The sequence below is a fragment of the Gimesia sp. genome (assembly GCF_040219335.1).
In the GTDB taxonomy this organism is placed as follows: domain Bacteria; phylum Planctomycetota; class Planctomycetia; order Planctomycetales; family Planctomycetaceae; genus Gimesia.
Genome location: NZ_JAVJSQ010000029.1, coordinates 198,014 through 211,147 on the forward strand (window position 1 = coordinate 198,014; position 13,134 = coordinate 211,147).

Annotated in this window: 9 protein-coding genes; 5 read left to right on the forward strand and 4 right to left on the reverse strand. The window is 53.2% G+C overall.

Translation table 11 applies throughout. From position 1 onward, the window contains the following. Positions 1–90: 90 nt before the first annotated feature. Entirely contained in the window at positions 91–1,377 is a 1,287-nt protein-coding gene (locus RID21_RS22745) for a Gfo/Idh/MocA family protein (protein WP_350192884.1), read from the reverse strand. Between the two features lie 54 nt (positions 1,378–1,431). Continuing rightward, positions 1,432–2,112: a 3-keto-disaccharide hydrolase gene (locus tag RID21_RS22750; protein ID WP_350192886.1), complete on the reverse strand. Its 681-nt coding sequence runs from the start codon at positions 2,110–2,112 to the stop codon at positions 1,432–1,434. Positions 2,113–2,348: 236 nt separating this feature from the next. Between RID21_RS22750 and mtnA the strand changes: the two genes are divergently transcribed. Continuing rightward, positions 2,349–3,437, forward strand: a complete 1,089-nt coding sequence (gene mtnA / locus RID21_RS22755) for an S-methyl-5-thioribose-1-phosphate isomerase (RefSeq protein ID WP_350192888.1) — start codon at positions 2,349–2,351, stop codon at positions 3,435–3,437. 21 nt (positions 3,438–3,458) lie between these two features. On the opposite strand, the gene RID21_RS22760 is transcribed toward mtnA, so the two are convergent. Beyond that, entirely contained in the window at positions 3,459–4,205 is a 747-nt protein-coding gene (locus RID21_RS22760) for a hypothetical protein (protein ID WP_350192890.1), read from the reverse strand. Positions 4,206–4,757: 552 nt separating this feature from the next. On the opposite strand from RID21_RS22760, the gene RID21_RS22765 reads away from it, so the two are divergent. The 4 genes from RID21_RS22765 to RID21_RS22780 all read left to right on the forward strand — a co-directional run bounded on the left by RID21_RS22765 (position 4,758) and on the right by RID21_RS22780 (position 11,517). Continuing rightward, positions 4,758–5,441 (forward strand): hypothetical protein, encoded by a 684-nt coding sequence (locus RID21_RS22765; protein WP_350192892.1) that lies wholly within the window; start codon positions 4,758–4,760, stop codon positions 5,439–5,441. Between the two features lie 453 nt (positions 5,442–5,894). After that, positions 5,895–8,105: a type II and III secretion system protein family protein gene (locus RID21_RS22770; RefSeq protein ID WP_350192894.1), complete on the forward strand. Its 2,211-nt coding sequence runs from the start codon at positions 5,895–5,897 to the stop codon at positions 8,103–8,105. A gap of 124 nt (positions 8,106–8,229) precedes the next feature. Continuing rightward, positions 8,230–8,814, forward strand: a complete 585-nt coding sequence (locus RID21_RS22775; protein ID WP_350192896.1) for a hypothetical protein — start codon at positions 8,230–8,232, stop codon at positions 8,812–8,814. A gap of 432 nt (positions 8,815–9,246) precedes the next feature. Then, positions 9,247–11,517 carry a tetratricopeptide repeat protein gene (locus RID21_RS22780; protein WP_350192898.1) on the forward strand — a complete coding sequence of 757 codons (2,271 nt, stop codon included), beginning with the start codon at positions 9,247–9,249 and terminating at the stop codon, positions 11,515–11,517. Between the two features lie 26 nt (positions 11,518–11,543). Here the strand turns inward: RID21_RS22780 and dnaA are convergent, their stop codons facing one another. Next, positions 11,544–13,067, reverse strand: a complete 1,524-nt coding sequence (gene dnaA, locus RID21_RS22785) for a chromosomal replication initiator protein DnaA (protein ID WP_350192900.1) — start codon at positions 13,065–13,067, stop codon at positions 11,544–11,546. Between the last annotated feature and the right edge of the window lie 67 nt (positions 13,068–13,134).

Sequence of the window (13,134 nt, forward strand, 5' to 3'; positions counted from 1 at the left end):
GCGTTTTAATAATGGTGACGTGTCATTCAGCAAATAAAAAACGCCCTGTTGCCAGGGCGTGGGTGAAATTCATTGTCGCTATGGCAGCGATCAGGTGGTTTCCGGGAAGTGGCTGAGTTCCAGAGTATTAGCGGGAGCCATCTTCTCGTTTTCGGTATCCCAGCCCATCATCTGGCCGGACCGCCATGATTCGTTGGCCATGTTGACGGCGACGACGCCCGCCAGTCCGAGTTCGGTCGGGCAGTTGAGTGGTTCGCCGTTGCGCAGATGGTTCTGCAGGTTCGTATGATGCAGCTTCGTATCTTCTGCACCCGACTTTTTATGCTCCGCAAGCACTTTGCCGTCTTTGTCTTTGGCGACCCAGCCTTCACGGGTGAAGTAGAGCGTGCCACGATAGCCGCGGATCAGGTGATCGATGCCCACCCGGTTGCTCATGGTACCCAGCACGTAAACGGTCATGCCTCGCGGGTACTCGCAGATCATTTCGAAGTTATCCGGCAGGTTGCGACCATCGTTCCATTGCCAGATTCCGCCCATCCCAACGACACGTCGTGGATAGAGCAGGTTACAGGCCTTCATGATGCGGGTGATGCGGTGAATGAACAGGTCGGTGCAGATACCGCCCGAATACTGTCCATAGTTCCGCCATTCGAAGTAGTGGTGCGGATTCCAGTCGATCTTCGGTGCTTTACCGAGCCAGGCGTTCCAGTCGAGGTCGGCCGGTTTGGGGTCATTGTCTTTCAGACCGGGACGACGCCAGGGACCCTGTTCGCCGTAACGACGCACGTATTCGATCTGGGCCTGCACAACCTGACCGAGCACTCCCTCTTCGATGGCCTTGGCCGCGGAAGAGTAAGAATCGTCAGACATGCCCTGCACACCAACCTGGATCGGCAGCTTAGTCTCTTTCTGCTTTTTGATGACTGCCTGAGCTTCGGGGATGCTGTGCGTCATCGGTTTTTCACAGTAGACCGCTTTGCCGGCGTCGAGGGCATCGATGGTCATCTGGGAGTGCCAGTGTTCCGGCGTCGCGATCGTGACATAGTCGATGTCCTTGATCTCGAGCACTTTCTGGTAGTCACCGAATGAGTGTTGTGCGCCAGTTTTGGTTTTGCCTTCTTCTGCCCGGGTTTGCCAGCAGTCGGCAACGGCGATCGCTTCGAGATTATTCTTATCTTTGATCGCGTTGAACGTATTCATGTGGGCGTTGGCCATGCCGCCCGCACCGATAAATCCGATGCGAATCCGGTCGTTGGCGCCCAGGATGCTGGCATAACTTTTTGCGGTCCAGGCCAGACCGGCGGCTGCGGCACCGCCGGTGCGGAGGAAACTTCTGCGCGTGACTTCGCTGGAAGCCGGTTGCTGTTCAGAGCTCATACGTACTTTTCCTGTTGTCGAGGTGGGAAGAATCAGATTCCGTCTGGAGCGCGACTATTTGAGTTCTTTGATTCGGAAATCTTTGAACTCGATTTCGGCGCCATGGCCGCACAGACAGATATAGCCTTTGTCCCGTTTGAGGCCGGGATGATCTTTGTGATCGATCGTGCCATTCTTCTTGGCGTCACCCATGTCATAGTCCAGAATAACAGTGCCGTTGAGGGTCACTTTGACATGGTTGCCATTCACGAGAACTTCCTGAGTGTTCCATTCTCCTACCGGATTCAGATAGCCACGCTTGGCAGCAGCTGTTCCGTAGAGCGAACCGTGGAACTGATAGTCCTGCAGCTTGGCATATTTTTCAGCGGTGTTGTCCAGGATCTGAAGTTCTTTACCGGCATAGGCAGGGCTGGTTTTGGGTTTCAGGGGAACGTGGAAACCGATTCCGTTGTTGGCACCGGCATCGAGTTTGAAATCAAAACGCAGCACGAAGTTGGAGTATTCTTTATCCGTGAAGAGATTTCCGCCACTCTCTTTCTTACTGATCAGCATGCCATCTTTGACGAAGTACCCGTCGGTTGCACCTTGCCAGCCATCCAGATTCTTACCATTGAAGATGCTGACGAAATCGCTTTCGCAGTGTTCTTCAGCGCTCAGGGGGGCTGTGACGGTAACCATCAGACCGGCGATGGTCAGCAGAGAGAGGGTAAAGATTTTACGGGCAGTCAGAAGCATAGCGTTGATTCCTTGAATTCAGCTGTTATTCAGTTAAGCAGGAAGGAAAAATCCTGTGATATTTAAGGATCTTTAATAAGGAGAGTATTTTGAGCATACCAAAGAGAGATTACCAGAATCAATGGAAAAGCTCGTGAAAGCACTGGGTTTTTTGTTTGAGGTGATTTCGATTAGAATGCACTTTCGACGCTTCCATTGCTAACTGATTTCTCACATCTAATAAAAGACGAATTAATATGAATACCGAGCACGAGGCCACTTCCGATGTCGCCACACTTCACTGGGTGGGTGGAACAGATGGATATCTGAAGATGATCGATCAGACCCTGCTGCCGACCGAGTACAAAGAGATTGAATGTCACGATGTCGAAACGGTCTGGGAGGCGATTAAAAGGTTGAGTGTACGCGGCGCACCAGCGATCGGGATCGCAGCCGCCTATGGTGTGGTGGTAGGATTGCAGACGGAAGCAGGCACTTCGCGTGCGGAGTTTGATCAACGACTGAAAACCGTTGCCGCGTATCTGGCTGGGAGCCGGCCGACGGCGGTGAACCTGTTCTGGGCACTCGATCGATTGCAGAAGCTGGCTGCGGATGCAGCGGATCTGGACAGCGGTGAAATGCATGCGCTGCTGCTGGAAGAAGCGCGGCGGATTGAAGTCGAAGACCTGGAGATGTGTCATAAAATCGGTGAAGTAGGAGCCGCGTTGCTCTCTCCCGGCGATGGTGTGCTGACACACTGTAACGCCGGCGGCCTGGCGACTTCGGGTGGAGGGACGGCCCTGGCGGTGTTCTTCGAAGCTGCCAAGCAGGGGAAGGGGATTCACGTTTACGCCGACGAGACCCGTCCGTTATTACAGGGGGCACGACTGACGACCTGGGAACTGATGCAGCGGAATGTTCCCGTGACTCTCATCAGTGACTCGATGGCGGGCTGGGTCATGAAAGAAGGAAAAATCCAGGCCGTGGTGACCGGAGCGGACCGGATTGCAGCCAATGGTGATTCCGCGAACAAGATCGGCACGTATTCCGTCGCGCTGCTGGCGAGCCTGCACGATATTCCCTTTTATATTGCCGCTCCGTCCAGTACGTTCGACTTAAGCCTGGAAAGCGGTGCCGAGATTCCGATTGAGGAACGGCAGCCGGAAGAGATCACCAATGGATTTGGTAAACAGACTGCGCCAGAAGGTGTTGATGTTTACAACCCCGCGTTTGATGTGACTCCCGCCAAATTTATTCGGGGGATCATCACCGAACGGGGACTGATTCAGCCTGTCACGAAAGAGCAGGTTTTGCGCGTTCTTAACTCAGAACCGGTGCAGAGTTAAGCCAGGAGTGACTGTGTTTGATCAGCGGTTAATGTAAACCGGGTTCTGGTTGTAGCCGGGAGCATTCGCAGGGTACTGCGGCTGCATCTGCTGAGGCTGTGGTTGATATTGCTGTGGCTGGTACTGCTGCTGTGGGTACTGAGATTGCTCGTACTGTGGCTGCTGATTCTGATAAGACGACTGAGGGAAGTTGCGCGGTTGAGGCTGATATCCGCTCTGGGGCTGGTAATTGTTCTGCTGCTGGTAGTTGTTACTTTGCTGCTGGTACTCCACCGGTACCATGCCCCGTTGAGGCTGGTAGTAAGAAGAAGAACTCTTCTGGTCGATACGCTTTTCCTGGAACTCGCGTTTGCGTTTCTGGATTTCTTCGATGTCTTCCTCGCGAGGAGGCAGAGCGTAGTTCTTCCAGGCTGCCTGCTCATGGTATCGATTCCAGAAGTGCTGCGAGTAAGCCAGCTGTGGGGTAATTCCCCAGCCGTTAGCTGTCTGAGTCTGAGACAGGACGTGCCGGTAGTTATAAGGCTTGAAGTAGTGATAGCCACTGTAGGGGGAAATTTCCTGGAAGTAACCGTGCTGCCAGGGGTATTGCGAATCGAAGGGATAAAGTGGATCCCCAAAGATGCCGCCCGTGACACCAGCGCTGGTCATAGGGGTACCTTCATTGTAGGGAACTTCAGTCATACCGTAAGCACCATAGGTCTGGTTGGGGAGCGATGGGTCACCGCCGACTGCGGCCGCGATTGCCAGAGCGAGAAAAGTGGTCGACATAGCTGAATTTCCTCTGTATGAAAAACAGAGTTCCTGTTTATCTGAAACCATAATAATTGGGTGATTTCGTCAGCGCAAACTGATGGCGCTGGTATCTACTTTATCGGATATCGTAGCGGGCATACCTTCAGGCTCATCACAAAATTCACAGCGGGTAGATCACATACGCGCGCTACAACCTGAATATTTTCAAATCGGGTTAGAGCATCCAGTCAAACTGAACCGGCAGATTCTGCCGAAACCGGGGCGGGAACTCCTCAATTAACAGAGATTCCCGTTCAGGCATCAAAAAATGGTGTAGGTTTGAGTGTCATCGCGAAAAACTCCTCGCTGGTGGGTTGCGCCACGATCAATCGAGCGGACTTGGAATGTTGTTCAGTTCCAGAGCGAATTTCTCAACCGGGATTTCTGGGAATGAACTGGAGTTTTTGGTGCTCATTCATAAATTGAACATAGATATTTCAGGCATGTCTATTCGCAGGCGTGCCTGCTGACGAGCGATCATCATCATTGATGGTGTTTTTAATTACATACATGAGGTAGAAGAGACTTATGAAACCACATGCGAAAATATCATCTCTGATGTTGATGATCTGCATTTGCGCCAGTCCCGTGTTTGCAGATGATGCACTAATTCCCGGAGCCGATCTGGGGAAAGCTGGGACTTTGCCCCCACCTCCCCCTCCGCGGGGAGTCGCTCCACAGCCCGATCCGGCCGCGAATGTGCCTTCTCCTTATAATACGCCTGCTCCCTATCACAATCAGCCACAACAACAGCAGCCTCAGGTACCTCCACAGGTACAGCAGCAACAGCAGGGGAATTATCCCCCCGCAGATCCGGATGCGTTGACTCATCCTGTGCCAGGATATTCGGGAGGTCCCTACGTTAAAGGAGGCAATCAGTACTGGTTACCCAACAACCAGGTGCCTCAGGTGGGGAGTCCTTATTACTATAGTGCAACACAGGGAGCCGGTGGAACCTATGGGATGACAAGCCCACAGGTGGGAATTCAGGCCGGTCAGACGTGGTATGGTGGTCATGGTGAAGTGAACACAGGTCAGCAGAATCAGGCGTTGATGGGCAGTGGGGGGGACCCGTACACGCGGCACTTCGGCCCCGGTTTCTACCGCTCTAATGAATACGGCCACTACTACTTTCCGTCATACAGCTACCGTCGTCCCTGGTACAATCCGGGAGCACCCACTTACAACCGCGATACCAATTACCGTTGGTAAGTTTCGACCAAATGACAACTTAGCGTAACTGATTCCATTTCAATCTCAGGCCCGGGTGGCGAAACCCGGGTCTTTTTTATTGGCTGTGATCTAAGGGTTTTCACTCAATCTTTCTGTGAGATCAGGAAATTTAACACGAACCGTTCTAATCCCCATTTCATGATCAGCCGATACAAACAATACAATATGGACTCTATCCACCCGAATTACGTCTGCTGTTACGTCGATTGGCAGACCGAAGTTGCGTATCCTCGGAAGTACGTGAGACGGTGGAATAGAGAGTAAATCATAAGCAGAAAGTAAGTTAAGGATAACTTGCTGGATAAAGATAAAGTTCTTACTGATTCTTCAACCTGGTTACAAGAACTCGCAGGTAATTAATTCCGGGCCGAGAAGTCACGTAAAACGCAAATACCTTTTTCCTCTTTGCAGGCAATAGGGGAGCGACTGCGGATGTACAAACAGAATTGCCATGGATCGGCATTTCGAAATAATGAAAAGCGACGTGCTCAGCTTGTCATGAACTGGGCTGCGTTGTTCTTCATCACTTTTTCGTCGATCGCTCATACTGCGTTTGCCCAGGGGCCATCCATGCGTCCGCTGCCACCCAGGCAGCCCGTAAACCAGTATGCTCCCACAAATCAATATCAGCCTGCGAATCAATATGGCCCTGCTCCCATGCAGGTTTCCGCTCCCCCTGCTCAATCGTATCAACAACAGGTACCCGTTGCCCAGCAATCACAGGGTGTGATTCCGATTCAGGATGCGCATGCACCCAATGCTGGTCCACAGATTCAGATGGTGCAGGATACGGGGCGCATTACCCGCAAGCCGCTGCCGACTCAGATTCGTTCCACTCCCGGCATCTTCGACGAGATGGAAATCATCATTCGTCGCAGCCAGTTGATTATCACCAATTCACGCATTCGTCGTTACGCAATTGCTGATCCTTCGATTATTGAATTCGTGACTTATTCCCCGACCGAAGTTTCGATCGTGGGTCTGGAGTTGGGAACAACCACTCTGACTCTCTGGTTCGAAAATGATGAAACGCCGATCACTTACCTGGTTCACACGATTCAGGATCCCAGCCTGGAAGGGCAGCGACGGATCGACTACGGTAAGCTGGAACGCAAAATTGCCGTGCTGTTCCCCAACAGTAAGGTTTATCTGATTCCCCTGTCACGTAAGATCATTGTAAAGGGTCAGGCTTCTGATCCCACCGAAGCGGCGAACATCATGAATGTGATCCGTGGTGAAGTCATCAACTACGAAGGAAACCTGGGCGGACCACAGCCTGCCGGTGTGGGGGCGGGTTATTATGGGGGAGGGGGTTATGGCGACGCACTTAACAGTTACGGCAATAACCTCTATGGATCTTCGCTGATTGTGAACATGCTGGAGATTCCCGGTGAGTTCCAGGTCATGATTCATGTGACCATTGCCCAGATCAATCGTACAATGATGCGGCAGTTGGGTGTTGACCTGAGTGTCCTGTTCGACGGTGGTCGTCAGTTTCTGGGATCAACGATGGGTGGGGTCCCTTCTACGCTGACTGGTATCTTTGAAGCCGGCGAGGTCAATGTATTGATCAACGCTCTGGCCGAGAATGGTACGACCAAGATTATGGCCCGACCGACGCTGACTGTTTTAAGCGGTCACTCTGCCAGCTTCCTGGCTGGGGGTGAATTTGCAGTGCCGACCATTGTCGGGGTCGGGGGAGCACAGGGAACATCAACGACCTTCCGCGGTTTTGGTACCTCAATCGTCGTCACACCGATCGTACTCGATAAGGACCTGATCCGGATGCGGATTGTACCTGAATACAGTCAGGTGAATGATAACAACTCGGTACAGGGGATTCCTGGACTGAACTCACGTCGCGCACAGACCACGGTCGAACTCCGTGAAGGCCAGACTATCGTACTGGCTGGTCTGTTTGGTCACGATACCACCACGGGAGTAACACGAATTCCCTGGCTGGGAGAAATTCCCCTGGTTGGAGCGTACCTCTTCAGTTCCAAGAAATCGACTCAGGGTGAGTCTGAGCTCTTGATTACCGTAACGCCACAACTGGTACATCCGATGGAAGAGGATGAGGTTCCTCCCTATCCCGGGCATGAAGTTACCGTTCCCCACGACAAAGAATTCTATAAATATAACATGACCGAAGGTGCTCCCGATCGTGCCGTCTATCAGTTGCAGCCCTACGGTCGAGGAGCCGGACAGGGAATTGAGGTTGGTTACCAGCCATTCAATCCGTCTCCTGCTTCTCCTTACTATCCGCCGGAACAGACAGGCACCTATCAGCAGGGACCTGTGACACAACCGATTCCGCAACGGGGCGGTGGTTTTCCCACCCAGCCTCAGCAACCGGCTCAGTCACCAGGTCCGATCCAGTCGCATCAGCCTTTACCGCCACCACCGGCTCCCGGTGTCAGCGGGCCACAGGCACAGTCGACCGGGTTTTCAAGAAGAAACCAGGGACAACAACCGGGACAGCGTCGGTTCACACAAATGATCAAGGATCGCTTCCAGAATTCGGCTCCCGAGATGGACAGCCAGATTCAGCCAACCGGTTACATTGATACCCGCATGAGACAGCAGTCCGCAGAACCGCAGGGCAGCCGATCCGGATTTCCCTGGATTGGTCAGGGAAAATAAATTTCAGGTGAATGGGCAGGCACGTTTACCAGCAGCAAATCAGCCTGCAACATAATGATGGACCGTCAGCATTCATTGTTGTCGTTCATCACCAGATATTAAGTCGTAAGTACCGAGGGACATGATGGCCCGTTTCACGATAATACAAAAATGGATCCTTACTACCAGCTGTCTGATGCTGGTAGCTGGTTGCTGCCGCTGGGGTGGAGGCGGCAACTGGGGATTCCATAAACGCTCCCTGGCGATTCCGGAGGTCTATCCTCTGGGAAGTGTCAACCGTGCGCATTATCACACCATGGAATCGAATGCCGAAGCGGTTGACTTCATAATCAACCGGAACGAATTCGTCGAAAACAGTGCCGAACTGACCACCAATGGTAAGGATCATATTCTGGAAATTGGTGCCCGCATGCGAAGCACCCCTTACCCGGTCATTGTGGAACGCAGTGATAACAACTATGCGCCAGAGCTGGACGCTTATCGTCGCCAGCTGGTCGCGCGGATCCTGACCGATCTCGGAAACCAGGACGCCGATCAACGTACAGTTGTCGCCACTCCTTATTCCCGTTCGCTGAACTCACGTGAAGCGGAAATCGACTACTATCGTTTCATTTCTACCCGCGGTGGTTTTGGTGGAGGATTCGGTGGCGGTGGTGGTGGATTCGGCGGCGGAGGCGGCGGCGGCGGTGGTGGACTCGGTGGTTTCTAAAATCCACGCCTGCTGAGAATCCTGTAATCTCATTCACACTTGTTAAAACGCCACAAATCAGTCTGGTTTGTGGCGTTTTAACTTTCTATATCGCAGTGCTTTACGTGAAACAGGCCTCTGGCATTTTTCCTGTCATCGATTTCGAAAATGTGGGGATATTCGTATCGACACGTTTCTGATTTCCTCTTAGAATCCGCGCCTGATACTCGAATAGAGTCCTTTCTCTCATACTCGACCTCCCTGTCACAATTTCTCATTTCATAACTGTTCCACCAGTCTCTGGTGCCTGGCTTCAGTCAGCGCATTGTTTTCGGATGATTGAGCTCTCTCAACACCGAAGAGGAGATCTGGTGAATCGCAGTCTATTTTCATTCTACATTGAATTGAACGAGACAAAGCGATCTGCACTCGCGGAAACAAGGTTGATCTCCGATGAAAACTCGAATGTTTCAACAGATTCTCACACTCACGTGCATGGGCTTCCTGTGGACGGGCTGTCAGTCTGGTCCTTTCGCCAGCCGTTCAGATTCTCCTCGTAAAGCGCTCGTTGAACGCTCTCCGGAAACGGAAGAAGAATCCGCCATGCAGAAGAAGCTGAGAGAAGCGATGGCGCAAGAACGTTCCAAGGCACGGAGACATCGACTGCGTGACGAACTGAAATCGGGAGTGTCACCGGAACAGCTGGCTGCGCTGAAAGGTTCCGAGCAGCAGATCGTACAGACCGCTGCTAAAGTAGAAGCCCAGGCATTACCACTCAGTGACCTTCAGGCTGCAGCCTCCCAGTCCGCAGCACCGCAAACCGATGCATCGAGTCTGCAGCGGGAATTGAATCAGGCCTATGAAGCAGATCGTTCTGGCAACCTGGAAAAGGCACAAGGCTATTATCAACGTGTCCTGGCAATAAATCCGGAGCATTATGAAGCCCTGCATCGTCTGGCGATTATCGAAGACAAAAAACAGAACTTTCCTGCGGCCGAAGCCTATTACCTGCAGGCTTTGAAACTGGATCCCTCCAACGCAGACCTGCTGAGCGATATCGGCTATTCCTACATGTTGCAGGGACGCGACGATTATGGCGAAAAGTATCTGGAAGAAGCGCTGAAGTATCAGCCAGCACATGCCCGATCACTCGATCACCTGGGCTGGTATTACGGACGCACCGGTCGCTACGACCAGGCGCTGGCCATGTTTCGTCAGACCAGTGGAGAAGCCCAGGCGCGGAAAAAATTTGCCCGCTTGTTCCCCGGGGTGAATCCAGGATCAGCCACCGGCGGACAAAATCCAGTCCCACAGTATCCAGATCAACTTTCGCAGTATCCCGGTAATCAGCAGAGTGCAGAACGTAATCACGCAGGAATTCAACCTGTCGGACAGATGCAGTCCACTCCCGGGCAGCCCGTTCAATATGCGAACAATGGCAATCCGGAACAGCAGCCTTTGAGCTCCCCCGATGCCGCAGCGATGAATCCCACACAACAGATTGCAGAGATGATGCGACGCGAACGCGAAAAGGCGATACAGGCACGACAGTCTCCCCAGCAGCTGCCTGCGATCAGTCCGAATCCTGCGATGACACAGATGCGTCAGGTAACGGGATCGCATGCACCAGCAGCTCCCCTGCAGAAATCTCAGTTGCAGTCGCCACAGTTCCAGGCCGCTCAATCTCAGATGCCTCATCAGCAACCAGTTGATTCACCTCAGCCGGTCAACCAGTATGCAAATCAGCCAGCCGTCGAACCGGGGCAGATTCAGGCATGGCCCCCCGCCGATGATCCGGCTTTGAGCCAGGCAGCGGAAGCCTCGCAGTACTGGGCCGAAAAAGAGCAGCAACTTCAGAATCGTCAACAGCCACAGCAGCGGATGGCTGCCAGGCCAAATCCGAATCAGCCTTTTGCTCAACAACAGAACCCTCAGGGGTACCCTCCGCATCAATTGCAGGGACAGTACCGAAATGTTCCACCCGGTTATCAGCCAATGCAATCAGCGCCTCGACAGACGATGCCCGTTCGTGGTCCTCAGCCGGGACAACAGCTGTATGGAAATCAGTATCAGTCGACTCCAGGTCAGTTTCCCGATTACCGTTCGACACAGAGTGGCGCTCCGGAAGCCGGACAGAATCCTCCACAGAACGATCAGGAGCTGATGCGGGAAGTGGCCCGCACTGGCATGAACATGGGCCCCGGCCAGATGTTCCCCATGAGCGATGCCGCCCCGGGACAGCTGCAGGGAAATAACTCTCCCCTGATGAGTTCTCAGATGGGATCCGGAGGCGTCATTCCTGCTTCAGCCCAGGTTCCTTTCCAGAACGCCTATGGAACGAACAGCCCGAACGGACTCCAGCCGCAAATGGGTCAGGGCATGTCGGAGGGTGGTGTCAGACAGGCCGGGTATGAATACTCGGGTCAGCCTGCCGGACAGGGCAATGTCTATCATGCCTCGATGCCGCAACGTTTTCCTGCACAGGAACAACCGATGTCCTCGGCTCTGCCACAATCGGCGATGTTCTCCAACAACCCGGTGGCGGCTCCGGCAAATGTGCGTTTCCAGAACGCATCAGGAACGGCCGCTGATCTGCGAACTGGCTATCAGGGGAGCCTGAATGGATCTCAAAATCTCAATCAGCAGTCGGCTTCGCCCTTCCAGTGGGGAAGTCAGCCGACAAACTCTCAATATCAGTTCCCAGAGCCACAGAGACAATATTGAGTTCACTCTGACCCAGTCTCGCTGAATCAGCTGGCGAGTAACTGTTGTTCCAGTGATTCGATGATCTCTTCGGTTGGCCATGCCTGGAGAGCAACCTGAATGGAAGAGTGGCTCTCCAGCCATTTGCGAACCTGCTTCTCGGCAGACATGACGGTGCTGTGATTGCGTCCGCCGAAGTAGTCGCCGATTTCGCTGTAAGCCGCCTGCGTCAGTTTGCGTGCCAGGAACATGGCCAGCATCCGAGGCTGGCTGATATTTCGGGCGCGACGTGACGATTTCAGATCTGCCTCGGAAACACCAAATGTGGAACAGACAATCTGGTTAATGTCATCCAGCTTTATGATGCGGATACAATCCCGTTCCAGGTCTGCCAGAACCTGACGGGCCATGCTGGTGGTCACTTTCTGGCCGGTCATCAGGTGGCAGGTCTGCAGACAGTTGACCGCACCTTCGAGTTCCCGGACATTGCTGGTGAAGCGGCGAGCCACGTAGGCGAGCGCCCCTTCGGTAATCGGCGTCTTCAGTTTATGAGCCCGTTGACGGGCGATTTCCAGACGGAGTTCTTTCTCGGGAGCTTCAATGCGACAGACCAGTCCGGACAGGAAGCGAGTCGTCAATTCTTCACTCATCTTGGTCAGCAGTCGGGGGTGACGGTCTGAAGAAAAGACCAGTTGTCGCCCATGGCTTTCCAGATGTTTGATCGTGTGCAGCAACTCTTCCTGGAAGTTGCGTTTTGATTCGAAGAAGTCGATGTCATCAATAATCAAAACATCAACATTGCGGAATCGCTGACGAAAGCCGGGCAGCGAGCGTTCCTGCAGCGCCTTGGAGAAATAGTTACCGAACGCTTCCGCCGTCAGGTAAACTACATTCAGTGCAGGATACAGCTGACGGACTCTGCGATAGAAACCTTCCAGCAGATGCGTTTTACCAATGCCCACGCCGCCGTGAATAAACAGTGGATTGTAAAGTGCTCCCGGTTCATCGCTGGCCTGGGTTGCTGCAATGTAAGCCAGTTGATTCGACTTACCCTTGATGAAGGTAGACAGGTCCGCAAAGCGTCTGCCACGAAACGGATTTGACTGCCGGGCCGCTGGGTTCTTATTCGGGGAACTCAGGGACGGAGCAGATGTCTTCCGCTCCACAAACGGAACGTTACCAGACGAAGTCACCTTACTGTCAGATTTCTGCTGGCTCTCTTCTGGAGAACTGGTCAGGGCAGCCAGTTCCGGATCGACTTCCAGTCGATATTCAGCAGAAGGTCCCACGCAGGCAATCGCGGTGGCATAGATTTTCGAAGCGAATTTTTTCTGCATCCAGGTGAGCAGAAACGGACTGGCAACGCCGACAATCAGCAGATTGCCATCCAGTTTGAGTCTGACTTTTCCTGCGAACCAGTTCTGGAAACCACGTTCACCGACTTGTTGTGCGAGCAACCGATAAATTGATTGCTCCTCTGACCCGGTTGTTGCTGGCCCCAGCTTGGCTTCCGTTGGTCGAATTGCAGAATCACAAAACGTACCCTCCACTGCCAAAGACGTGGGTTGCATCTTGCACCCTCCCCCCGCGCGCACCGTCTCCGTCCATAATGGTAGAAAGAGCCAAATCCTGCTCTCT